The sequence below is a fragment of the Algorimicrobium bowmanii genome (assembly GCF_054031195.1).
This window is the reverse complement of the sequence record NZ_CM132929.1, coordinates 779,962-804,927: the sequence shown is the minus strand read 5'-3', so window position 1 is coordinate 804,927 and position 24,966 is coordinate 779,962. Positions and strand designations below refer to the sequence as shown.

Annotated in this window: 26 protein-coding genes and 1 tRNA gene; 12 read left to right on the top strand and 15 right to left on the bottom strand. The window is 32.4% G+C overall.

The genetic code is table 11. The annotated features are described in order from the left end of the window. Positions 1-104: 104 nt before the first annotated feature. Positions 105-1,697 (top strand): Kelch repeat-containing protein, encoded by a 1,593-nt coding sequence (locus ACW5R3_RS03520; RefSeq protein ID WP_456578246.1) that lies wholly within the window; start codon positions 105-107, stop codon positions 1,695-1,697. Positions 1,698-1,745: 48 nt separating this feature from the next. Here the strand turns inward: ACW5R3_RS03520 and ACW5R3_RS03515 are convergent. Beyond that, positions 1,746-1,827, bottom strand: a tRNA-Leu gene (locus ACW5R3_RS03515). Between the two features lie 158 nt (positions 1,828-1,985). Between ACW5R3_RS03515 and ACW5R3_RS03510 the strand changes: the two genes are divergently transcribed. The 5 genes from ACW5R3_RS03510 to ACW5R3_RS03490 all read left to right on the top strand — a co-directional run bounded on the left by ACW5R3_RS03510 (position 1,986) and on the right by ACW5R3_RS03490 (position 7,439). After that, complete coding sequence (locus ACW5R3_RS03510; protein WP_456578245.1) at positions 1,986-3,374, top strand: dipeptidase; 1,389 nt, start codon at positions 1,986-1,988, stop codon at positions 3,372-3,374. A gap of 178 nt (positions 3,375-3,552) precedes the next feature. Beyond that, complete coding sequence (locus ACW5R3_RS03505) at positions 3,553-3,936, top strand: BlaI/MecI/CopY family transcriptional regulator (protein WP_456578244.1); 384 nt, start codon at positions 3,553-3,555, stop codon at positions 3,934-3,936. A gap of 26 nt (positions 3,937-3,962) precedes the next feature. Further along, positions 3,963-5,708: a M56 family metallopeptidase gene (locus ACW5R3_RS03500; protein WP_456578243.1), complete on the top strand. Its 1,746-nt coding sequence runs from the start codon at positions 3,963-3,965 to the stop codon at positions 5,706-5,708. Positions 5,709-5,855: 147 nt separating this feature from the next. Further along, positions 5,856-6,956: a DUF4407 domain-containing protein gene (locus ACW5R3_RS03495; RefSeq protein WP_456578242.1), complete on the top strand. Its 1,101-nt coding sequence runs from the start codon at positions 5,856-5,858 to the stop codon at positions 6,954-6,956. Between the two features lie 39 nt (positions 6,957-6,995). Next, on the top strand, positions 6,996-7,439 hold the full coding sequence (locus ACW5R3_RS03490) for a YybH family protein (protein WP_456578241.1): 444 nt from the start codon (positions 6,996-6,998) through the stop codon (positions 7,437-7,439). Position 7,440: 1 nt separating this feature from the next. Here the strand turns inward: ACW5R3_RS03490 and ACW5R3_RS03485 are convergent, their stop codons facing one another. Further along, the gene (locus ACW5R3_RS03485; protein WP_456578240.1) at positions 7,441-7,719 is read right to left on the bottom strand and encodes an STAS domain-containing protein; all 279 of its coding nucleotides are present in this window, start codon (positions 7,717-7,719) and stop codon (positions 7,441-7,443) included. Positions 7,720-7,930: 211 nt separating this feature from the next. Continuing rightward, on the bottom strand, positions 7,931-8,272 hold the full coding sequence (locus ACW5R3_RS03480; RefSeq protein ID WP_456578239.1) for a tRNA-binding protein: 342 nt from the start codon (positions 8,270-8,272) through the stop codon (positions 7,931-7,933). A gap of 197 nt (positions 8,273-8,469) precedes the next feature. Here ACW5R3_RS03480 and ACW5R3_RS03475 point away from each other — a divergent pair, with 197 nt between their 5' ends. Continuing rightward, positions 8,470-9,324 carry an AraC family transcriptional regulator gene (locus ACW5R3_RS03475; RefSeq protein WP_456578238.1) on the top strand — a complete coding sequence of 285 codons (855 nt, stop codon included), beginning with the start codon at positions 8,470-8,472 and terminating at the stop codon, positions 9,322-9,324. Positions 9,325-9,326: 2 nt separating this feature from the next. Here the strand turns inward: ACW5R3_RS03475 and ACW5R3_RS03470 are convergent, their stop codons facing one another. The 7 genes from ACW5R3_RS03470 to ACW5R3_RS03440 all read right to left on the bottom strand — a co-directional run bounded on the left by ACW5R3_RS03470 (position 9,327) and on the right by ACW5R3_RS03440 (position 14,155). Continuing rightward, positions 9,327-9,908, bottom strand: coding sequence for a PhnA domain-containing protein (locus ACW5R3_RS03470; protein ID WP_456578237.1), 582 nt, complete (start codon positions 9,906-9,908; stop codon positions 9,327-9,329). A 60-nt stretch (positions 9,909-9,968) separates the two neighbouring features. Further along, entirely contained in the window at positions 9,969-10,331 is a 363-nt protein-coding gene (locus ACW5R3_RS03465) for an MmcQ/YjbR family DNA-binding protein (RefSeq protein ID WP_456578236.1), read from the bottom strand. 6 nt (positions 10,332-10,337) lie between these two features. Continuing rightward, the gene (locus ACW5R3_RS03460) at positions 10,338-10,949 is read right to left on the bottom strand and encodes a DUF4230 domain-containing protein (protein ID WP_456578235.1); all 612 of its coding nucleotides are present in this window, start codon (positions 10,947-10,949) and stop codon (positions 10,338-10,340) included. A gap of 25 nt (positions 10,950-10,974) precedes the next feature. Continuing rightward, positions 10,975-11,721 (bottom strand): cyclase family protein, encoded by a 747-nt coding sequence (locus ACW5R3_RS03455; RefSeq protein WP_456578234.1) that lies wholly within the window; start codon positions 11,719-11,721, stop codon positions 10,975-10,977. Positions 11,722-11,792: 71 nt separating this feature from the next. Next, positions 11,793-12,938, bottom strand: coding sequence for a radical SAM family heme chaperone HemW (gene hemW / locus ACW5R3_RS03450; RefSeq protein ID WP_456578233.1), 1,146 nt, complete (start codon positions 12,936-12,938; stop codon positions 11,793-11,795). Positions 12,939-12,995: 57 nt separating this feature from the next. Then, the gene (gene ruvC, locus ACW5R3_RS03445; protein WP_456578232.1) at positions 12,996-13,553 is read right to left on the bottom strand and encodes a crossover junction endodeoxyribonuclease RuvC; all 558 of its coding nucleotides are present in this window, start codon (positions 13,551-13,553) and stop codon (positions 12,996-12,998) included. After that, complete coding sequence (locus tag ACW5R3_RS03440; RefSeq protein ID WP_456578231.1) at positions 13,553-14,155, bottom strand: cell envelope biogenesis protein OmpA; 603 nt, start codon at positions 14,153-14,155, stop codon at positions 13,553-13,555. Before ACW5R3_RS03440 ends, ruvC begins: the two co-directional genes overlap by 1 nt. A 91-nt stretch (positions 14,156-14,246) precedes the next feature. Here ACW5R3_RS03440 and ACW5R3_RS03435 point away from each other — a divergent pair, with 91 nt between their 5' ends. The 3 genes from ACW5R3_RS03435 (at position 14,247) to ACW5R3_RS03425 (ending at position 17,273) form a co-directional block, all read left to right on the top strand. Beyond that, complete coding sequence (locus ACW5R3_RS03435; protein WP_456578230.1) at positions 14,247-15,203, top strand: hypothetical protein; 957 nt, start codon at positions 14,247-14,249, stop codon at positions 15,201-15,203. A 2-nt stretch (positions 15,204-15,205) separates the two neighbouring features. Further along, positions 15,206-16,333, top strand: coding sequence for a glycosyltransferase (locus ACW5R3_RS03430; protein ID WP_456578229.1), 1,128 nt, complete (start codon positions 15,206-15,208; stop codon positions 16,331-16,333). 64 nt (positions 16,334-16,397) lie between these two features. Beyond that, positions 16,398-17,273 (top strand): hypothetical protein, encoded by an 876-nt coding sequence (locus ACW5R3_RS03425; protein ID WP_456578228.1) that lies wholly within the window; start codon positions 16,398-16,400, stop codon positions 17,271-17,273. Positions 17,274-17,276: 3 nt separating this feature from the next. Here ACW5R3_RS03425 and ACW5R3_RS03420 read toward each other — a convergent pair whose 3' ends face one another. After that, positions 17,277-17,753 (bottom strand): hypothetical protein, encoded by a 477-nt coding sequence (locus tag ACW5R3_RS03420; protein WP_456578227.1) that lies wholly within the window; start codon positions 17,751-17,753, stop codon positions 17,277-17,279. Positions 17,754-17,899: 146 nt separating this feature from the next. On the opposite strand from ACW5R3_RS03420, the gene ACW5R3_RS03415 reads away from it, so the two are divergent. Beyond that, entirely contained in the window at positions 17,900-18,409 is a 510-nt protein-coding gene (locus ACW5R3_RS03415; protein ID WP_456578226.1) for a DUF456 domain-containing protein, read from the top strand. A 258-nt stretch (positions 18,410-18,667) separates the two neighbouring features. On the opposite strand, the gene ACW5R3_RS03410 is transcribed toward ACW5R3_RS03415, so the two are convergent. The 3 genes from ACW5R3_RS03410 to ACW5R3_RS03400 form a co-directional block, all read right to left on the bottom strand. Further along, positions 18,668-19,342, bottom strand: a complete 675-nt coding sequence (locus ACW5R3_RS03410; RefSeq protein WP_456578225.1) for a response regulator — start codon at positions 19,340-19,342, stop codon at positions 18,668-18,670. A gap of 20 nt (positions 19,343-19,362) precedes the next feature. Then, positions 19,363-21,333: an ATP-binding protein gene (locus tag ACW5R3_RS03405; RefSeq protein WP_456578224.1), complete on the bottom strand. Its 1,971-nt coding sequence runs from the start codon at positions 21,331-21,333 to the stop codon at positions 19,363-19,365. 191 nt (positions 21,334-21,524) lie between these two features. Continuing rightward, positions 21,525-21,710 (bottom strand): hypothetical protein, encoded by a 186-nt coding sequence (locus ACW5R3_RS03400; protein WP_456578223.1) that lies wholly within the window; start codon positions 21,708-21,710, stop codon positions 21,525-21,527. A gap of 413 nt (positions 21,711-22,123) precedes the next feature. Between ACW5R3_RS03400 and ACW5R3_RS03395 the strand changes: the two genes are divergently transcribed. Further along, positions 22,124-23,428, top strand: coding sequence for a DUF2254 domain-containing protein (locus ACW5R3_RS03395; RefSeq protein WP_456578222.1), 1,305 nt, complete (start codon positions 22,124-22,126; stop codon positions 23,426-23,428). 71 nt (positions 23,429-23,499) lie between these two features. On the opposite strand, the gene ACW5R3_RS03390 is transcribed toward ACW5R3_RS03395, so the two are convergent. Beyond that, the gene (locus tag ACW5R3_RS03390) at positions 23,500-24,966 is read right to left on the bottom strand and encodes a hypothetical protein (RefSeq protein ID WP_456578221.1); all 1,467 of its coding nucleotides are present in this window, start codon (positions 24,964-24,966) and stop codon (positions 23,500-23,502) included.

Genomic DNA, 24,966 nt, shown 5'->3' with positions numbered 1-24,966 from the left:
TTTAATTATCGATAAAAAAAGTACTTACAACGAAATAGAATCATATAAATCGCGTATAGCCTTAAAAATCAATACCTTGAAGACAAGCTCATTAATTACGCACTATGAAACGATCTGTCAAACCTCCAATATTCTTTCTTTTTTTATCGTTCATATTACCTACAATTCAAACCGCCATACATGCTCAAAATTGGGTAGAAATAGATGAAAGTGAAAATTATTCAGCTCGTCATGAATGTGGTTTTGTACAGGCAGGTAACAAGTTCTTACTTTTTGGTGGACGAGAAGATTCACAAACGGTGGACATTTATGATTATACAACGAATAGTTGGACTAGAGGTGCTAGTGCTCCTTTTGAGTTCAATCATTTTCAGGCTCAAAGTTACCAAGGTTTAATTTGGGTTATTGGAGCATTTAAAACAAATGTCCCTAATCCAGAACAAAATGCCGATTACATTTATATGTATAACCCTGCCTTAGACCAATGGATACAGGGCATGGAAATTCCAGATTCTCGAAAACGAGGTTCAGCAGGCCTAGTAATCTATAACAATCAATTTTATTTAGTAGGTGGCAATATCAATGGACATAGTGGTGGTTATGTTTCCTATTTTGACAGTTACAATCCTAACACCGGTATTTGGACCGCTTTAGACAATGCACCACATGCGCGTGATCATTTTCAGGCCTGTGTATATCAAGACAAACTTTTTGCCATTGGTGGACGACTTACAGGGGGGCCAGGTGGTTTATTTGAACCTCAAGTTCCAGAAGTTGATATTTATAATTTTGAAACGCATACTTGGTCTACTTTATCAAGTAACCTCAACTTACCAACACCTAGGGCTGGTTTGGGAGTTACATTGTTTGATAATGAAATTTTCACCTTGGGAGGCGAAACAACATATAACAGGCCCAATAATGGCCAAGTAGCTTCAGTAGAATCTTTTAACCCTGAAACCAATACTTGGACAACTAGGAGTGACTTAAACTATCCCCGACACGGCTTTCAACCTATAAATTCAGGTAATGCCATATATGTTTTAGCAGGTTCTTCCGGAGGTGTACCTATTAGAAACATGGAATACTACGGGTCGGGAACACCATCTGGAACAGCTCATGTTAGTAGCGTTTTTAGTGCTAGTACTAACCAAATAGAATTTGAATATGATGAAAACTCCGAAACAATCCCCCTTCCTGTTACACTTTTAAATACAGATGGAACTACTGGCACATACATTGATCGTATTGATATTTCAGGCATGAATTACAGCTTAGGCAACAACTATACAAATTTGCTTATAAATGCAAACTCAAATTTAACCGTCACACCAATTTTCACACCAACCAATACAGATACAAGTTATGGCACTCTAACAGTAACTTACAACAATAACAGTACGCTTATAATAAACTTATTAGGCACATTAAACCCTACGCTTTCATTAAACAACTTAGAAGATTCCCATAACAGTTTAACTGTTTACCCATCCCCAACTACTGGAAAATTTGCATTCAATTTAGCCGTGTCCGAAATAAAAATATATAATTTAACAGGAGTACTAGTAAAAAGCTTTTTAGGAGAATACAAGGAGAAACATATGTTTAGCCTTTCAAAATTACCATCCGGTATTTATATAATTAGGGGAAAAACGTCTACTAACAGTGTATTTACAAGTAAACTTATCAAACAATAAAGGACATAAAAAAAGCTCCAGTAAAAACTGAAGCTTCTCGAGTAGTTGTGCGGGCGGGGAGACTCGAACTCCCACACCTTGCGGCACTAGATCCTAAGTCTAGCGTGTCTACCAATTCCACCACGCCCGCTTAAAATGATTACATAAAATCCGTAATCGGGATGCAAATATAAACAATAGTTTTAATAAACAAACCTATCTTTTATAAAAAAGTTGTCACTGTTTTGTACTTTTGGAGAAACACAATACAAATCCCCTCATTCTAGGGGTCTAAATAAACATATTACCATGAATAATATACAAGGTTACGTAACCGAAAACAAGCAACGATTTCTAAATGAATTAATAGAATTACTAAAAATCCCATCGGTTAGTGCAGATCCAGCTTTTAAGAATGATGTACTAAGAACTGCTGATGCTGTAAAATTTAGTTTAGAAAAAGCAGGTTGCGATCACGTTGAAATTTGTGAAACGGATGGCTACCCAATTGTGTATGGTGAAAAGATCATTGATAAAAACCTACCAACCATTTTAGTTTATGGTCATTATGATGTACAACCAGCCGACCCAATTGAATTATGGACTTCACCTCCATTTGAACCCGTAATTAAAGAAACAGAATTACATCCAGAAGGTGCTATTTTTGCTCGCGGTGCATGTGATGATAAAGGCCAGATGTACATGCATGTGAAAGCAATGGAGTTTATGACTTCTACAAATCAGTTGCCATGTAACGTTAAGTTCATGATTGAAGGAGAAGAAGAAGTTGGATCAGTTAACCTTTCAACCTTTGTGAAAAACAATCATGAAAAATTAAAAAATGATGTAATTCTAATTTCCGATACAGGCATGATTGCTAAAGATGTGCCTAGTATTACTACAGGATTACGCGGCTTAAGTTATGTAGAAGTAGAAGTTACAGGACCTAATCGTGATTTACACTCAGGGTTATATGGCGGTGCCGTAGCAAATCCTATTAATGTTTTAACTAAAATGATTGCCTCATTGCATGATGAAAATAACCATATTACCATTCCTGGTTTTTATGATAAAGTAGAAGAACTTTCTCAAGAAGAACGCTCTGAAATGGCAAAAGCACCTTTTTCTTTAGATGCTTATAAAAAATCTTTAGATATAAATGCTGTTTATGGTGAAGTCGGGTACTCTACTAACGAACGTAACTCTATTAGACCAACATTAGATGTTAATGGTATTTGGGGTGGCTATATTGGAGAAGGAGCCAAAACGGTTATAGCGAGTAAAGCTTTTGCAAAAATTTCAATGCGATTGGTTCCTCATCAAGAATGGGAAGAAATTACAGAACTGTTTAAAAAACATTTTGAAAGCATTGCGCCAGCAGGTGTTACAGTTGATGTTAAACCTCATCATGGCGGACAAGGTTACGTTACTCCTATTGATAGTCTAGGCTACCAAGCAGCTAGTAAAGCCTACGAGGAATCATTTGGTAAAAAACCTATACCACAACGTTCGGGGGGCAGTATTCCTATTGTTTCTTTATTTGAACAAGAACTACAAAGCAAAACAATACTAATGGGCTTTGGCTTAGATAGCGATGCCATTCACTCTCCTAACGAACACTACGGTGTTTGGAATTACTTAAAGGGTATTGAAACTATTCCATTATTCTATAAGTATTTTACAGAGCTTTCTAAATAAAATAATTCGTAACATCCGTTAAGCACTATGGCTTAACGTAATCTTTAATAAATACAGGTATCAAGAATTTTAACTAGGTTTTAATTCTTGATACTTTTTTTATAAAAAACAACTCTACATTTGTAGAATACAATAATTTATTCTATGTTTGTAGAATACCATCCTAAACACCATTAAAATGCAGTTATCAAAATCAGAAGAAGAATTAATGAATCACCTTTGGAGATTAGAACGTGCATACATGAAAGATTTACGAGATGCATATTCTAATCCCAAACCTGCTCCAACGACAATAGCTACACTTTTAAAACGCATGACAGACAAAGGGTATATTGCTTATAACACCTTAGGAAAATCTAGAGAATATTACCCGCTTGTTAAAAAGAAAGCTTATTTCTCAAAACATGTAAATGGACTAATAAAGAACTTCTTTAACGACAGTGCCTCACAGTTTGCATCATTTTTTACCAAAGAAACCAATTTATCAAAAACAGAATTAGAAGAATTGAAAAAATTAATTGATTTGGAGATTAAAAGCAAACCTGACGAATCCGAAAAATAATTTACTATTTTTTTAAAACAAACATTATGGATATCTACATTCTAAAATCTAGCGCCTGTTTAGCTGTACTGATGTTATTCTATAAGTTTGTTATAGAAAAGGAAGCCATACATCACTTTAAGCGTTTTTACTTAATTAGTGCACTTATTGTCTCCCTAATAATCCCTTTTATAACATTTACCACTTTTGTAAAAGTAGACCACGTTATAACTTCTAAGAACGCCAGCAGAATAGAACCTGTTTTACCAATTACAGATTTAGAGCATTCAATAACAATTAGTAATTATCTACCAACATTAGTCTATACTTTATATTGGTTAGGTTTACTTGTATTTGCCTCACGTTTTATTATAAACATCATTACGCTTATAAAACGAATCCGTAAAAACCCTAAGAACAAAAAAGGGAAACTCATATATGTTTTGATAACGGATTTGGTGTATCCACACACATTTTTAGAATATATTTTTTTAAATAAAACAAAATATGAAAAGGGTAATATTCCAAAGGAAGTACTCCTACACGAAGAAACACATGCCAAACAAAAACACACTTTAGACATATTATTTATCGAAACCCTTCAAGTCTTTCTCTGGTTTAATCCATTATTTTATTTAATCAAAAGAGACATCAAGCTTAATCACGAGTTTTTAGCAGACCAAGCGGTACTTAACACGGGCACCGACACAAAAACATATCAACAAATTTTATTAGCATGTTCTACTTCCAAAGACGAAGATTACAAGAAGACTAATCAATTAGCAAATGCTATTAATTATTCATTAATCAAAAAACGATTTACAATTATGAAATCAAACACAACAACCACCGTTAAATGGGTTAAAGGACTAATCATCCTTCCCATATTAGCTGTATTAATATACAGTTTCAGTACTAAAAGAGAAATTCATCAACCAAAAGAACCTGAGGTGTTAATAAATGTTATAGCACTAAAAAAACAAACTAAATTAAAACTAAAAGTAAATGGTACTATTTGTGAAACTTGCGAATTTAGCTTCAACAAAAAACAAATAGAACAATTAAAATTAGAAACCAATTCTAATAAAACCATAACTGCTTTTAAAATTAAGTTCCCTGGAAAACGAAGTACAAATATAATCGGGAAGACTTTAAATGCAGAAGCTATTACGAATTTAAGAAAAGCCCAAATAGGTGACTATGTTACTATTTTCGATCTAAAAGCAGGTGAAAATACCATTAAAACACCTATTCAAATAGAAATAATAGAGAACTTACCTCCGCCTCCGCCTGCACCACCTAAACCTGAAAACTTAAATAAACTAGACCAAGACAAAAATACCAAGACAGGATTTATGATTATCAATAATGAAAAACATTTTTATGTCTCTCAGGGTAATCAAACAAAATATTATAACCGCTGGGGTTATGAAGTTGATAAAAACGGTACAAAACTCTCACAAAACCCAACAAAAGGAAGCGATGTTATACCTGGACAAACCATATCCAATGTGTATGACAACAATCAAATAGTAAGTACATTTAAAAACAATGGAGAAGCCAATACACATAAATTCAAAACCCCACCAGAACCACCTATGCCACCAATAGTATCAAAATCGGCGTATGATTTTATGATAAGTTTGGAAAACACAGAAATCACGTATTTCTACAATAACAAACCTATTAGTTATACCAACATGCTAAAAACAGCAAAACAAGAACCTAATTTAAATATTACCTCTAAAATTGTTAATAATACAGGAACTGTCATGTTTACATCCGTTAAGTAAACTCAGAAAAATCTAATTTCACAATAACCTCACCGTTCCTAAATATTGGGATAGTGAGGTTATTCTTTTTAAAATACACCGGTAAAACTGTAACAAATCACTCCATTCAACGTTCTAATAGTCAATCAATCAAAAAAACAATCAATCATGTTAAAACAATTTTTCATTATTTGTTCTGGCTCAGATCGGAACATTCTAGAAACCTGCTCAAACGGTGAACAAAATAAATTTGCCGGCATTGGAGCTACCATATTTTTCACAGCATTAATGGCATTTATTGCTTCAAGTTATGCGCTTTATACTGTATTCGACAATTATAGTATAGCCATTGCATTTGGCTTAGTTTGGGGCTTATTAATTTTTAATCTTGACAGATTTATAGTTTCTACAATAAAAAAGAGAGACCGTAAGATAACAACATGTCTTCAAGCCACACCCCGATTAATTTTAGCAGTCATTATTGCTATTGTTATTTCTAAACCTCTAGAACTTAAAATATTTGAAAAGGAAATTAATCAAGTCCTTCTAGATAAAAAAAACAAGATGACTCTCGAAAACCAACAAGAGATATCCAAACAGTTTACCCCCGAAATAAATGACTTAAAAGAACAGATACAAACATTGGAAAACAACATTTCAGTAAAAGAGGCTGATGTAAATGCACTATACAAAATTTACATTGAAGAAGCTGAAGGGGTAACCGGTACAAAGCTACTAGGAAAAGGTCCGGTCTATCAAGAGAAGCGTGACAAACACGATGCTGAATTGGCAGATTTAAAAACACTCAAAGCAGTAAACAAAACAAAAATAGACAACCTTAATAATCAAATTATAGATCTGCAGAATAAGCAAGAAAGTAAAATTAAAAATACACAACCCATTATTAATAATAGCGATGGATTAATGGCTCGTATTAACGCATTACAAGAACTTCCATGGCTTCCCTCCTTTTTTATATTTCTCTTATTCTTAGTTATTGAAACAGCTCCTATTCTTACAAAACTATTGGCATCAAAAGGGCCATACGATTACAAATTAGAAGATGCTGAAACTACAGTTAGCACATGGGAAATTGTAAAAATAAACGAACGCCAAAACATTACAAATGCCTCTCGTATTTTAAATAAAAAAATATATTCGGATATTTATGAGGAAAACGACACCTACACCTATAAGCGCAATAAAGCCAAGGAACTGATGCGACTTCAGGCCGATGCGTTTTTTCAGCATCAGAAAGAAGCGCTATAAAATTTTATTGTAATTTTAATGCATCTTAATCAGCTAATCATGAAAGTACTATATATTATTTTAAGCCTATTTATGTCAACAACCTTATCGGCTCAAACCAAATCTAATAAACAGTTTGAGGAAGACCGAGAAGCCATTACATTACTTCTTGAAACTCAACAAAACGCTTGGAATGATTTTAATTTAGAAGGCTTTATGCAAGGATACTGGAAAAGCGATTCTTTAAAATTTTATGGCCGTAGTGGAATTACTAAAGGCTGGCAAAAAACCTTAGATAATTACAAGAAAGGTTACCCAAGCAAAGTGCAAACAGGAAAATTACAATTCACACTTAAATCGATCTCACCAATTGAAAACAATTCCTATTACGTCATGGGACAGTATCATCTGAAACGGACCATTGGTGATGCTCAAGGAGAGTTTTTAATTATTATAAAAAAAATTCAAGGAGAATGGAAAATAATTGCTGATATGTCTAGCTAGTTCAAGCGGCATCATTGGTATTAAAATGATCATACAAATCTTTACATCCAAAGCCAATAATTGATAATTGTTTCTTTTTTTGCAAGGATTCATTATGCAATTCTGCTAAAGCCCTAACACCATACTTATCAATATTGTCTAAATCTTCAATACTGATTGTAATGGATTGACGGTTATCAAAAACATTTACAAATTGACTTTTAAATTGGGAAATAGAATGTTTATCTAAGGATCCTTTAATGCTAAAGAAATTATTATAATAGGAGATAATCAAGCTCATAAACACATGGTTTTTATTTGTTAAACAATAAATTATGTGCTATTAATTAGATGGAGATTCATGTAAATATAAAACCAAATTATACATAATCACATTGTATTAGATATAATACCTTGCTTTTCTGTTTATTGTAAATTACCGTAAGTAAAAAGCGACAATATTCCCTAGGCTATTCCTTTAAATTCTTCTTATTCTGAATTTTAAGTATAACTTAACTGATTTTGGATCCATTTTCCATTTTCTGTTCAGGTTGTATTAACACCACATCTTTACCCGTACCAAGACCACCTAGAATCAAACACTCACTCATTATGTTTGCAATTTGTTTTGGCGGAAAATTTACAACAGCAATAACCTGTTTCCCTATAAGATTATCCACATCATATAAATTAGTAATTTGCGCTGATGTTTTTCGTACGCCTAAAGGTCCGAAATCAACATGCAGCTTATAAGCTGAATTTCTAACTTCTTTAAATATTTCAGCCGAGATAATTGTTCCTATGCGCATATCAACTTTAGCGAACTCTGCCCAGGTTAATTGTGTTTCTATCATTTGTATTAGTATTAAAACATGATAATTTACAAATTAAATTATCTGCATAACGAAAATAGCAAAGACCATCTTATCACTTTTATTACAAATTATCAAAATCCAATACTAAATTATCCATTATAAGAACTTAAAGTCTATTTATGCGTAATATTTATTTATTTTTATAGCACAATTTTAAATGGCTTAATTATAAATTAATGAAAGTACTCCCTTTTAAAATACCAAAACCAGAACACGATGCCTTTGTTTATCAAGCCGATTTTAAAACTGCTTTTTATGGCAAACTACATCAGCATGAAGAAATACAACTAAGTATAATATTAGAAGGTGAAGGCACTCTAATTGTTGGTGACACGGTAAATTTTTACAAAAAAAATGACATTTTGGTTTTAGACAGCCATATGCCGCATGTTTTTAAGAGCGATACTAAAGCTTCTGAAAAATCGCATATGCTTTCCTTATTCTTTACTAAGGAATCCTTTGGTGACGACTTTTTTGAGCTGGAAGAATTGCAAGAGCTTCAATTATTTTTTAAACGTTCAAAACACGGATTTAAAGTAACATCTCAAATTAAGCCCTTAAAAAAACTATTTATTGCGTTAGAACTTGCCAGTAAATTAGAACGATTTATAATACTTCTACAAATTTTAAAAACCACATCGAAAGCTAATTACGAGAGCTTATCCTCATTTATTTACGACAAAAAATACTCTGATAATGAAGGTAAACGTATGCGACACGTTTTAACGTTTACAATGAATCATTTTACGAGTAATATTACCTTAGAAGCCGTTGCTGAAGTATCAAATATGACGAAAAATGCCTTTTGCAAGTACTTTAAAAAGCGTACAAATAAAACCTATTTTCAGTTTTTAAATGAATTACGCATAGAAAATGCTTGCAGATTAATGCAAACGCAAACTGATAGTGCTATTTCAGAAATAGCCTATCAGTCAGGTTTTAACAATATATCGAATTTTAATCGTCAGTTTAAATCACTAAAAGGCAAGTCACCAAAAGCATATCGAAAAACAAGTAACTTAAACGAATAGGTTTAAGACGTTTTTTTAACGTATTTAGTAATAATAACTATTTGTTGTGCGCCAACTTTACCTTCAATAAATTCGGCGTTTTCATGATCTACACGAATGTTTCTAACAGCAGTACCTTGCTTAGCTACCATGCTAGAACCTTTTACTTTTAAGTCCTTAATTAATACAACCGAATCGCCATTTTCTAAAACAACACCATTCACATCGCGGTGAATAATTTTGTTAGCCTCATCTTCATGTTCTCCAGTCGCTCTTGCTAAAGCTAAAGCTTCATCGTCTAAATACATCATATCCAATAAATCTTTTGGCCATCCTTCGTTACGCAAACGCTGTAACATACGCCAAGCCATGATTTGAACGGCTACATGCTCACTCCACATACTGTCATTAAGACAACGCCAGTGGTTAGGATCCATTTCTACTTTCTCTTCAATTTGATCAAGACATGTTTTACAAGCCAAAACATCATTAGCTACATTTTCATTTAACGAAGGCGGAATAGTATATTGCTTTAAATCATTAGTTGAACCACATAATTCGCAGGTGTTATTACTGCGTTCTTGTATCATTTGTAATACGCTCATAGTACTTAGTATTGAAGATTAATTCTTGAATTTTATAGGCGGCAAATATAGTGTTTTTTTTTAGCCAAGTGAATTGCGTACTTTCTTAGTTAACGACTTAACAATTAACTCATAAGATTCATCAATCATTTGTGTTATTTGTTGCACACTTAAATCGCCATTAAACAAGCTAACGGTATTCCAGTGCTTTTTGTTCATATGAAAGCCTGGAATAACACTTTTATAAGTAGCACGAAGTTCTAGTGCATAATCAGGATCACATTTTACATTGATAGTTGCTTTTTCTTGTTCCCAATTTTTTAAGGATGTTAGTAAAAACATTTTATTACCTACCTTAAAAACTAAAACATCTTCATCGAATGGAAAATGTTCCGTAGCACCTTTTTTAGATAAACAATAATTTCGAAGTTCTTCAATATTCATAGTTAATTAATCTAATGCTTTCGGCTCGACAGCTTCAGGTAATTCTATCGCGGAATAATCTATTTTCCATCCAATAGTAAGCACTAAATTTTCAATAAGCGATATAGCTTCAACAGCTTCTCGTTGAGCAAGTTTATACAAACCACTTTCTGGCACTTTAGCTATTATATGTTCCTTTGCTTCTGCCTGAAGCCCCGTTAAATCGGATGCTTGAAACCTATTAAACATACCGTCTTTTTTATCGTAGTAATTTAAATTGGTTTCAATACTTAATATTTCAGGTTTCGGAAAATGCTTTAAAACAATAGTTTTACTTTCCGTGTTTGCTTCGAGTTTTACTTTGGAAAAATCAAAACCAACATGCGCTTTAGCATTAATGATTACAAGTGCTTTTTTCTTACCGCTAACGAGACTTAAAAAACGTTCTTTAACATTTTCGTAATGATAAATTTCTGCAAAATCACCCTCAACAGATATGAATTTACAAACCATTTTTATCTTATCTAATAAAATAACGGATTGGGTTTTTGTTTGCTGTTTAGCTTGTTGATGTTTAAAATAGTAAACAGCTATAAGCGCCATTAAAATTCCCATTACTAATCCGAAAAAAATATCCATAGGCTTATTTATTTAGGAGTGCAATTTACGCAATTTCATATAAAACGGGCTTACTAGGTGTGGCATCGTTTTCTATTGGTGCTATTTGAAGATTTAGAAAATACGTCCCGTCAACAACCGTGTTAGGCACAAAAATCAATTCAGTTATCGTAGCTCCCAATCGTTTACGACCTGCAGTATTCCAAAAGGCATGGTGTGCTAATAATTCTCCATTATCTTTTTCTTTATCAACACTAGGTAAGTCTATTAGCAAATGTTTCACGCCCTTTTCTCTTAAATAAATAGCAGCTTCTTCTAATAAATAAGGCGGGTTTGTATTAGAGTACTGATGGTTTAGTTTATCATTAGTATTAGGAATGGTTCTGAGTATAACGGCAGGACGTTTTTTATTCCCTAACGCATACTGAATTTGTTTTTTAGAAATAACAAAGTCATCACCCTTATTTTCTGGAGCAACCGTTATAACCTCAGCTAAAAAGAAAAACTGCTTAAGGTTTTTGTTTACCGAATGAAATTTCTCTGTTATATGCCCAACACATTCCGTATGAGTCCCATGTGCATGCGGATTAAAATGAATATCGTTAAAATTAACATCGGCACCTTCGGCAACGCTAGCAATCCAATCGCCATCGGTTACAGGCTTTATTTCAGGCGGATTTTGATACCAAGCATTAACGTTATTGTCGGAAGCGCGAAGTGGTATAGAAATATCTAATGGCTTAGAAAGATCTATTTTATATTTTTTAGAATTAGTTTCTATTGTTGCAATCATTGGTAATAATTTTCTGTTTTGGTAAAGTTATAATAAACACAAAAGGATGCATAAATACAACTTAATATTATTTAATCTACATGAAATAAATCTGCTGCAATACCATCACTTAAAAAAGCTCCTTTCGGCGTAACATGCAGGGTCTCGTCTGTAATTTTTAATAATTTATTCGCTATATGTTTGTCAGATTCTTTTAATAGGAATGCTTTAAATTCTGATCCAAAATCTTTTGCGATTTTATCCAATGACACGCCCCAAACGGTACGTAAACCAGTCATAATATATTCGTTATACCGATCTGATTTAGATAGTGTTTCAATTTCAATTGGCAAACAGTTTTCTGACAGTGAACGGATATATTTGCTGTTATTTCTAACATTCCAACCACGTTCTTTCCCGTTAAAAGAATGTGCCGAAGGCCCAATTCCTATATAGGGTTTACCTTGCCAATACGCTGTATTATTGCGACTAAAATAATCTGGTTTCCCAAAGTTAGATAATTCATAATGTACAAACCCGTGTTTACTTAGAGTTTCTACCAAGAAATGAAATTGTTGTTCAGCCAAAACATCATCAACATTTTCAATAACCCCCTTTTCAATAAAGCTAGCTAAAGCCGTTTTAGGTTCGACAGTTAATGCATAGCTAGAAATGTGTGGAATATTAAAAGCCAAAGCCATTTCAATATTTTGTTGCCATTGGGCATGTGTTGTCCCCGGAATACCGTAAATTAAATCGATAGAAATATTATCGAAATACTTAGTAGCAGTTTCTAAAGCACCTTTGGCTTCTAATGCATTATGGGCACGATTCATAAGTTTTAAATCGGACTCAAAAAAAGATTGAATTCCTATAGACAAGCGATTTATTCCAATGTTACGATAATCTTCAAAAATAGTATCCGATGCGACTTTAGCTGAGATTAAATCGTCCGGATTAGCTTCTAGTGTTATTTCGGGATTTTTGGATACTTGATAATTATCGTACACGCCGTCAATTATTAATTTAAGTTCCGTTTTATTTAGAAGACTAGGTGTACCTCCTCCAAAATATATGGTTTCAACACGTGTATTTTGAAATTCGTTTTTGCGTAATTTAAGTTCGGTAATCAAAGCCTGTATCAGCTCATCTTTCTTTTTTAATGATGTTGAAAAATGAAAATCACAGTAATGACATGCTTGTTTGCAAAACGGTATATGTATATAAATTCCGGCCATGACTTTAATTTTTTAGGCTGTATATGGGGTATTTAATTTATTAAATAGTAGAAACTATTAGGACTTTTTTACTCTATTAGCATTTTGTTTCACAAAGCTATCCCAACCAGAATAACTCTTGCCAATCTCCACACGGCCTTCATTATAAAAATGACAAACTGCTGCAGCTAACCCGTCCATAGAATCTAAATTTTTAGGTATAGTTTTTAAACCTAACATACCTTGAAGCATACGAGCAACTTGCTCTTTACTGGCATTACCGTTTCCTGTTATAGCCATTTTTATTTTTTTTGGTGCATATTCGGTTATTGGCACTTCCCTACTTAACCCTGCAGCCATTGCTACACCTTGTGCCCTACCCAATTTTAGCATACTCTGTACATTTTTTCCAAAGAAAGGTGCTTCGATAGCTATTTCATCTGGGTGATGGGTGTCAATTAATTCTATAGTACGCTCAAAAATAAGTTTCAACTTTAAATAGTGGTCATCATACTTTTTTAAATCCAATTCATTTAGTTGTAAAAAAGACATGGTTTTTCCTACAACTTTTATCAAACCAAATCCCATTATAGTTGTCCCTGGATCAATTCCTAAAATAATTTTTTCTTTTGCCATTACTCACAATAATAGCAACCACTTAACGAAATCGACACACCTACTGTTGCTGTAAATAAGTTGCCATTAAAAGATCCGAAACCTTCATAAACAGGATCAAAATCAGAACCAAAACTATAAATATAGGATGTATCTAGAAATACCGAAAGTGTTCGTGATACCGTATAATGAAATTCTAAACCAGCCATAGCATTTAAAAATGATGTATTATTCTCTGAAAAACCACTTAGCGGTTTAACCATTGAAAATCCTGGTCCTGCATGAGCTACAATACCTAAATATGGTGGTAAAAAATTAGTTACAGGCGTTAAATCGTAAACAAACTGTAAATTAATTCGCGAATAATTAATTTTAAAATAAGGCGAACTCGCATCATGATTTAAACGATTAAAAGCATAATCTAATTTAGCACCATATTGTTTTTTAAACATGCGCTGAACACCTAGCTGAATGGTTGGAAAATTAACAGTTTCACCTTCATATCCAGGCACAAAACCCGAAGAGCTCGGACTGTTTATCCCTACTGAAAACTGAGCTTTCCACCGGCTAGCTTCACTTTGAGAAAAACTATTGGTAATTATTAAAAATAAAACGACTGCCATACTTATTGGCCTTATTTGTGTAAAAGCTATGCGCATAAAAGTTAAATGTTTTAATTTGTATTATTTCCTAGAAAACGAACCGCAGCAAATTATGTTTGGAAGGATTCCTCACAAAACTAAACAATTCTTTTTTGTACTACTTAAATTGTGCTTAGTAGTTGCTGCTTTTTATTTTATATATAATAAATTAACGAGTAACCCTGACTTAGAATTTCAAGATTTCTTGCATTATCTTTCAGAAAACCGAATCTTTTCTTTTAAAACAATTGGTTTTCTATTAATTCTGAGTTGTTTAAATTGGTTTTTCGAAATATTAAAATGGCAAGTTTTAGTATCAACCTTTAAAAAAAATAGCATTCTAAAGGCCACCGAACAATGCCTAGGATCGTTAACAGCTTCTTTATTAACACCTAACCGCATTGGTGAATATGGAGCAAAAGCATTATACTATAAAGCCTCTGAACGCAAATACATTGTGTTTTTAAATACTATTACTAATGGTTTACAAATGTTTGTAACAAGCATTTTAGGTGTAATAGGTTTGTGGGCATTTGTAGCTAAGTTTAACCCTGAGTTCCATTATCATAAAAGCCTATTCTTTTTTTGTTTTATAATCCTTTCGTTCGGTATCATTGCATTACTTTTTCGTGAAAAAAAATGGTCTTTTCGTGGCTTTTCATTCGAAAAAGCAGCCTCTTATTTCAAAAAAATACCCTTAAAAACTTATAACATCGGATTTTTATTAGCTTTAATCCGATATGCTATTTTTTCGTTTCAATTTTATTTTATTTTAACGTTATTTGACAGTTCATTACCTTATTATCAGATACTTATTTGCATAACAAGCATGTATTTACTAACTTCAATTATCCCATCAATTTTTATTTTTGATGTGGTTATAAAAGGCAGCTTTGCAGTTTATTTATTTAGTTTTTTAGAGATACCTGCACTAACCGTTTTAAGTACCGTAACCCTAATGTGGCTACTAAACGTTGTTTTACCTAGTATTGTTGGTAGTGTTTATATTATAAAATTTAAACAACCTTAACTATGGTTTTTATTATTTGTATGTCTATTACCTTAGCTTACTTGTTGCTAATAGGCGTTTTCACTTACGGATTTGACAAAGTACCTGTATTCCATTTAAAGCCCATAACTCCAAAAACAAAATTCTCAATAATTGTTCCTTTTAGAGATGAAGCCAACGAATTACCACAACTTCTAAAATCAATTAAAGACCTAAATTACCCTTCTGAACTCTATGAAATTATATTAATTGATGATTTTTCTGAAGATAATTCTGTGAAAATTATTAAAACATTTATTGAAAACGGTTTAAAAAATGTCACTATATTAAAAAATGGTAATCGGAATGTTTCCCCTAAAAAAGAAGCTATTACCAAAGCCATAGCCCAGGCTAAATATGATTGGATAGTTACCACCGATGCCGATTGCCGTGTTCCTAAACAATGGCTAAATTGTTTTGATTATTTTATACAACATCAATCCTGCCGACTTATTGCGGCTCCCGTAAACTATTATGACATTGCTTCCTTTCTAGACCGGTTTCAAACCATGGATATCCTAAGCTTAATGGGCACAACTATTGGTGGCTTTGGAATTAAAGAACCTTTTTTAGCCAATGGAGCTAATTTAGTTTATCAAAAAAAGTTATTTACTGAGTTATCTGGATTTAAAGGATCGGACACTATAGCTAGTGGCGATGATGTGTTTTTACTTCAAAAAGCTGTTAAAAACAATGCAGATGATGTATTTTACTTAAAATCTATTGAAGCTACGGTTGAAACAAAACCACAACGCAATTGGAGTCAATTAGTTTCTCAACGTTTACGCTGGGCTGCCAAATCAACACACTACAAGAGTTTACTTGGCATCATCACCGGAATAATTGTTTTACTGATGAACACCCTACTCCTAGTACTTGTTCCTCTATTAGCCTTTGGCAGTATTGATACAACGGACTTCACTTATATATTAATAATTAAGTTCGGGATAGATTTTCTTTTAATATTTAAAACAAGTCGCTTTTTACAACAAGAATCGGTATTACCCACCTTTATTTCAGCTAGTTTATTTTACCCCTTTTTCTGTATATATATCGTTAGTCTATCCTTTTCAAAAAGTTACACCTGGAAAGGTCGCACCTTTAATAAATAAGGACTAAGTGTTAGAATTTAATTTTATTTCTTTAGATTTACTCTCATGTAAATTCAGAAATATTATGAAGAAACGTTGTCTAGTACTAAGCTTTTTATTTTTAGGATTATTAGGATTCTCACAACAGGAATACACCATAAACAACGAAACTCTAACCTTAGAAACAGCCATTGAAGGTAATCTTGATTTATTATGGACAATAGATGATGGTAACTACCGATATTTCGTAAAAACAGAAGACAATAGCATTCAAGAATTAGTTAACACTAAAAGTGAAACGACTAAAAAATATCAAGAAGAATATAAATCGGTTTTAAACAATTTAACTGAAGGCTACGGTGTTTCTACGGACAAAGTAAACTTAACACTACATAGCTTAGAAGAATTTTTTAATGTTTATAACGCTACAACCGATTTGGATTATAATTTTAAGCCACGAGCCAAATTACAAACACGACTAGGTGCTTTTGGAGGAATAACCAACCAACCTTTAATTGAAAATCCCAACAACACTACAGTTCCGTTTTTTGGGCTTGAATTTGAATTTTTTGAAGCTACTAATCTATCCAAACACGCATTGTTTTTTAACCTAAGACACGCTTTAGATGCTGATGACTTTAAATACACAGCCACGCAAATGGCACTTGGATACCGCTACCGTTTTATAAACAAAAAACGTTTTAATATTTACGGAAACATCAAATTAGTAACCTATGAGTTTGGTAAAGCAACCTATGTATCTAACACAGCAGAGCCAATAGAATATAAAGAATCCTTTTCTGGAATAGATGTACCATTCACGCTAGGGCTAGGTGCCGATTTCCGTGTAACAGAATCCAGTTATATCACTGTTGCATATTATGAAGTTTACGCATTATTTAGCGATAACAGTAACAACTTCCCTATTGATTTTGCTATAGGTTATAAAATTACCTTATAGTTTTTAGTTAACCTGAATAATAACAGGCAATGTAAAGGCTGTTTTAACCTGTTGACTACGTCTAATGGCTGGAAAAATAGCAGGTAGAGAATCTACGCTTTTATGCAACAACGCTTTAATATTGGGAATTTCCTGTAATGTTAAAGAATCGGCTTGAATATTTACAAGCTCTAACATACCAGCTTTTGAAATTTCAAAACTCATCAAAACCGTATCTTTAACATCTTGCTTAACCACAAGAGTGTCTTGTTGTAATTTTTCTGTAATAATTTGAGTTAAGGTACTTTGAAAGCAATTTTTCTTTTCTTCTTTAGAAGCTTGTTCATCACAACTCTCAAACATTGGATACTCATCAACCTCATTCCAATTAAAAGTGCGTAATTCTTGCTCCAAAATAACATCTGATGATGTTTTTTTAGCATCAAGAAAATTACAGGATGTAATTAGCAGACCAATTAAAAGTAAGTAAAGCTGTTTCATAGGTTGTTATGAAAGCGAAAAATACAATTTTTTTATATTTTAAGCTCCTTTCATAAATTTTTCTTCTACAGCATCTACCTATAGCGCAAAAAGCAAACAAAAAAAGTAACATTGTTTGATTATATTCGTCATATACTTAAAAAAATATGGACATCATTTTAGTCATTATCGGATTCTTATTTATGCTTATTGGTCTAGCGGGCAGCTTTTTACCCATTTTACCAGGACCGCCATTAAGTTGGATAGGCTTGTTTTTGCTATACCTAACAGATGCCATACCTAATAACTGGTATATTTTAGGAATAACATTAGTCATTGCCTTAGTGGTTTTTGCTTTAGATTATATAATTCCCGCCATGGGAACAAAGCGCTTTGGCGGAAGTAAAAAAGGCGTGATTGGCACCACAATAGGTTTACTAGTTTCTTTAATATTTCCTGTTTTTGGACCTTTAGGAATAATTATATGGCCTTTTATTGGTGCGTTTGTAGGCGAAATGATAAATAAAGCAGATTCTAAAGTTGCTGTACGTGCCGCATTTGGATCTTTTTTAGGTTTTTTAACAGGAACCTTAATGAAGTTTATTGTTACAATTGTTTACCTCGGTTTTTTTATTGTCACATTATGGGAGTATAAATCTGCCATATTCAGCTTTTAATAGCAAGTAAAAACCTCGTGATTTCCAATTCAAATATTGAAAGACCACGAGGCTAAAGTAAATGCTATTAGTTCAACAAATTTGTTAATGAGGGATTAATTTGTCGTTGATATCTCAAATATAAAACATCTGTTTTGATTTCTTCTGCGGTTAAACCGTAAACCCATTACGGTTTAACCGTAAACTCAGAAACAGCAAGGCTTTCCGGCTTAAAAAAAGTTCAAAAAATTGAAATTTTAACATTTTTAGTATACTAAACTATATAAACCCCGACTTTTTAGCTAGCGCTAATAAACTTTCGTCATTTCCATCTTGAACATCAAAAATCATTTTCAGATTTTTTTTACGCTTTTCAATGGCACTAAGTGAAATTTCAAAATGATCTTTCAAGCTTTTTGTTTTAATACCTTGTGACAATAAATACAGTATCTTTCTATCAATATCATCCAGATTAATAGAATTTGTCATTGTATTTCTAATTGTTCTACTAACAGTTCCGCTGTAAAATGGTGGTTTTGTTATAACCGCCTGAAAGGCACTAGCTAATTCTCGAGATGTTAAATCGCTTTTAATTAAAAAACCTTCAGGGTCAATATCTTTAATTATATTATGAATCCTGTAAGGTTCATTAAACATGGTAAGCATAATAATTTTACATGAAGGCATAATGCGACGTGCGTATTTTGCTAGGTCTTCACCCGAGGTAAATTCACCACAAGTTGAAGGTGGTAAACTAATATCCATAAAAAGAATATCGTAAGCTGCATTTGCCTCTACGGCTTCTTGCATAAACGCTATAGACTGATCACAATTATTTGCAATATCAATATGCAATTCTTGATTTTCTTTCTTGGTTGCAAGCAATGTATTTTGATATCCTTCAATAATTATGGGATGATCATCTGTCATTAAAATACGAATAGATTGTTTCATAATTAGGATTATTTTATTAGTTAGAATGGGATATGAATAATTATTTTAGTACCTGTTTCTTTATCAGATATAATTTTTAGATCTCCGTTAAATTCAGACACGCGATCTCGCATATTTTTAATACCTATACCTTTTTTTGATTTCGAAACATCGAAACCTAAACCATCATCAACAATTTGCAAACAGATTGTATTTTTAGATTCTGTAAAACGTATATTAACATTGGACGCCTTGGCATGTTTATATATATTTTGAAGTGATTCTTGGAGCATTCTATAAATATGAATTTTCGTTTTATTTGGAATATCTTCCCAAGGAATATCGGCATCGTTTTGTAAATTATAACGCAACCCATATGCTTTAGACTGTGTATCTACAAGTGTTTCTATAATGTCTGGATATCCAGAATTAGCTATGAAATCGGTATTTAATTCGTGAGAAACACTTCTAATATCCTCTTCAATATGTTTTAGTTCTTCAATATAACTTTCACGTGTTTTTATAGCTTGTTCCGTAGTACTTAAGTTTAAACTATCAAGACTTAATCGGGTCCCAAAAAGTCGTCCTAAAACGCCATCATGTAAATCTTGAGATATACGCTTTTTCTCATTAGTACGAGCAGCATCAATTTTATCTTGCTGTGTAAGCATTAAATTATAAATTTCTTCATTAGCCTCTTGCTGTTGCTGAATTAATTTCAACTCTTTGTTTTTAGCCCGTTGCGAAACAATAACATACAATAGCACAATTGTAAACAATAAACCTACCGACAATGCCATAAACCAAAGTCGCTCTCTTGAAATACGTTCATTTTCTAATGCAATCTGTTCGGTTTCAAATTCAATGCCTGCAAATTTATTTCTAATAGCACGCTCCTTATTTACCAAACTATCGTTTAACTTAATATAATCGTTTAAATAAGAAATTGAAGTTTTTGGTTTTTCTATTTTAGATTTTAATAGCAAGGCATTCAAAACCACATCATTTGCAATAGATTCTTTTCCTATATCATAGGCCACATTTGCAAAAAGCAAAGCAGAATCAAGCTGTTCCTCATCTAAATAAAATTCAGATGCATTTAAAGCAACAGTCATCGTGCTGTATTCATTTTGAATACTATCACTAACATGGTAAGCCTCCAAAAGTTGCGTTTTTATTTCTGTTTTACTAAACCCACCAGCTTTATGTTTTAACAAAGCATAATCACCCAATATTAAAGCATAATTGTCTAACTCTTGTTTTAAAACATCTTTTTGGTTGAATAATTCGCTATATATTTCAAGTGCTTTATCGTATTCCTTTTGCTCTTTATATATCAGAGCAATATTACTATTAGAGTATAAGGTATATAAAAAGTGATCGGCAATACGGTCACTATAAGACAAAGCTTTATAATGGTATTCAATAGCATTATCGTACAACTGAAGTTCATCCGAAGCGATAGCTACCAAGTTGTATAAAGCCCATAACCTATCTAAAACAAACTCACTTACTGGCAAGGTTTGGTAAAGCCTTATAGCTTTAAAAGCATTACTTTCACAACCTACATAATCACGTTCCTCAAATTGAATATTAGCCATAGACCGATAAGCGCTAGCCTGATCTTTAACCATATTGAGGTTTTCAAAATATTTTGAGGCATTGTAATAATAAACGTAAGAACTATCTGCTTGAAACTTTTGTGAATGATACCATCCAAGCACATTATTAATGTATGCCATGGCTACAGTATCTTGTAATTTCTCAGCCAGTTTTAAATTTTCTATATTTAAATCATAGAGAGAATCTACTGCAAACTGACGTAAATATAGAGTTGCTAGATTACGTTTCGATTTTAATATAGTAGAATCTATTTTTGTCTTATAAGAAAAAGTAATCGCCTTTTTTATATGATCTACACGCTCAGATAAATCAAACGTTTCTGTTTCAGCTAAAGATCTATAAAAAAACACGCTATCTAAATTTCTTTTTTGTGTCGCATTTTGAGCCATAGCACCTATGCTAAAGAGCAATACTAAAAGAAAAAACAGCTTTTTTATTACCATATGACATTATCATTACTACTCAAATTTAAAATTTATATTTACATGAATAGCATTGGAGTGTTTATATCTTGCAATATATAGTATAAAAGAACCCTTTTCAAAAAAGGGTTCTTTAAAAGTTATATGTGAATGTAGTTTTACCCATTTGAAGGTACATCCCTCCCCTTTTTAACGTGTCTTTTGGCTTGAAAAACATACGAAAAGTCTTCTTTTTTTGAAACCGTTTCTTCTTGAGTTGGGTTTGTTGTCTCCTTTTTTATTGTAAGACCTGTAAGTGTGATACAAAAGATTGCTGCTACTAAAGTAATTTTAAGGGTTTTCATGATATTCTGTTTAGGTTAATAATATATTTAGTTTAGTTAAAATTATTCTTATACATAGGTTATTATAGCTGTCAAATAAAACTAATTGACAACCAAAATTTGTGACTATAACCTGGGGCGTTATAGCCATTTTAAAACGTGAGGGAATTGACAATTTACTTGTCTAAAATGGATGATTAACCTTAAATAAGCTGATTTTTTGACTTAGGGACTTATAGAAGGACTACAAAGGTAATAGAATTCGCTCATAAAATACAAAAACACGTCAAAAGGTATATTTAACAAGTTTAAAGAGTACAATAATAAGTTAATTCCTACATATAATGTTAACAAATTTAACATTTACAACTCAAAAACCTCATATTGACTGAGATAATAAAAAATAACTAGCATTAACCTCTAAGTAATACATTATGAAATCACTATACAACCGTTTCACCAGTTTTATACATACCATAAAAGGCAAAATAGCTTTCTATCCATCTTTGTTTGGTGTAACTGGTTTTTGTTTTGCTATGCTTATGCTGTATCTTGAAAAAATAGGCATTTCACGAATTGTTTTTGAACACGTACCTCAACTTGTTATTAATAATGCAGACACTGCCAAAACGTTATTGAGCTTTTTAACAGGAGGTATCATATCTATTATGGTATTTAGCTTTTCCATGGTAATGGTATTACTTAATCAGGCTTCCAGTAATTTTTCACCTCGGGTATTACCTGGTTTAATTTCTAATAGAAATCACCAGTATGTTTTAGGCATCTACTTAGCAACTATACTGTATAACACCTTTACATTAGTAGGCATAAACCCTCAAGAAAATACTACGTATCAACTTCCAGGCTTTTCCGTTTTAATAGGCATAATTTTAACGGTTATATGTTTGGCTGCATTTATTTACTTTATTCATTCTATTTCGCAAGCCATACAGGTAAGCAATATATTAGATGGTATATATAAGAAAGCAAATAAACGCTTAAATTATATTTTAGAAACTGAAAATGACAGCAATATCCTGTTCCCTAATACCAATAATTGGCCTTGCTATTACAGTTCTGAAACTGGTTATTACCAAAATGTAGCCTACACAAACCTCATTAGTATTTGTGAAAAACACGATTTACAAATACATATATTACCCATTCAAGGGGTTTTTGTACTTCAAGGCGTACCTATAATTCAAGTCAATAAAGAAATTTCGGAGGATGTCTTGGATGAAATTTTATCTAATTTCAATTTCTCTAGAGGTGAATTTATTGAAGACAATTACACGCTTGCATTTAAACAGATTACAGAGATAGGAGTTAAAGCTATGTCGCCGGGTATTAATGATCCAGGAACAGCAATAAGCACTATAGATTATCTAACAGAGTTATTTGCCTTACGTCTTAAAAAAAATGACAATACGTATATTTTATCTAAAAAAAGGGAAACGCATGCCTTGATAGCTGTTACAACCGTTGACTTTGAAACACTTTTATATCAAGTAATGGTTGCTTATAGAACATACTGTAAACAAGACTTGAGTTGTATTCAGAAGTTATTTATGATGTTTAAATACTTGCTTATACAGGAATGTCAGATTCCAGAATACCACAAAGCACTTTTAGCTGAAGCTAAACTACTATATGAAGACACTCAAGAACACATTAAAAACTCCGAAGATTTAAAACGCATTGAATCACTCTACAATGGCTTAATTAAATTAGATCCTTGAAAAATTGGTATGAAATAAAAAAAGCTTCAAATTAAATTTTGAAGCTTTTTTATATATCAGTTTATTCACTATTATCTGATGTTCAGATTAAGTGAGAATATTGTAAGCCCCCCTAAACTAGTTTCTCCAGCAACACGTTGCCCCCAAATTTCAATATAATCACCAGGAGCTAACTCAACTGTACCTGAAACAACCACATTTACAACATCTGTAGGATCATCTATTCGTATAACAGAATTAGTTTCAATAAGACTATCTCCACTATACCCATTTTTTTTAATAAAAAAAGCAAAAAACTCTCCTGTTACACTTCCTCTAACAGAAAGTGCCGCGTTTACTTGAAATGTTCTTGTCTTTTTCCCCGTGTAAGTAATACGATTATCTTGAGTGGAGGTTGCTCTTAACATATTCACTGCATCTGTCTGATTGCTATTTGAATTCCCTTTTAAATTAAAAGGTGTATTGTACGCCGACTGGGGGAAACCTGTAGTTATATCTCCGGTATAATAGATATTAGCTGTTGCCACCTCATCCGACTCTAATTTAATTCCAGGACAATTTACAGTCCATGAATTATCAAAATAATAGTCTTCATAAGACCCCGATGTATAGCCTTCTATATATGTTTCACTTGCCCCACTAAAACTTACACCATCCAAAACAGCATTATCAACTGACGGATTACTACTAACATCAATTCCTATTGCAGAACCGTCAATTGTCATAAAACCACCTTGCTTTTCAATAAAATCAAAACTTCCTGTATAAGTTTCATAAGTTCCTGAGTTAGAAGCAAACCAACCAGTATTACTTAACAACAAAGTTCCAATATTGCTGTAAGTAACACCATTTGTATTTCCTGAGTACTGTACGATACTAATAAACACCATATTGTAACCACTAACAACTCCTACAGAATTAGAACTTGCTACCACTAAATCTCTAATAATTAAATTATCTCCATTACTCCCGGTTAAATTAAATATTTTCCCACCAGTATTAACAAGCGTCAAATTCTTTATAGAGCCACCTGTACTTCCTGAAAATAAATCTCCTCCACCAGTTTTAACTAATTTATCTTCATTAGTATCTATTCCTATCATATAGGCATTATTTAAATCAATACTATTTGATAAACTTACTGTTCCATTTATTTCATATAAGGTATTTGTGTCTAACTTATAAACTGTTCCGCCACCAAAGGCTAATTCAGCACTTAAATCGGAAGCCGATTTAATTAACTTATAGTTATTACGCATTTTGGAGTCTAACTTAGACCAACTATCTACTTTATAATAATAAAAAGCACTTTCTGTTGTATCATAAACGGTTAAGCCATCAACTGGATTAGCAATTGCTAAACGTTGGGTACTTGTCATTCGTGGTGTTAACATTCCTTTTGTTGTAGATTGCACATCTAACATAGCCGATTCAGTAGGTTCTAAGGTACCTATTCCTACTTGCGCATAGGTACTTGCTGAAAATAATATAAGCGTTAATAGGCGTAACGCATTCTGTTGTAATTTTTTAGTTTCCAT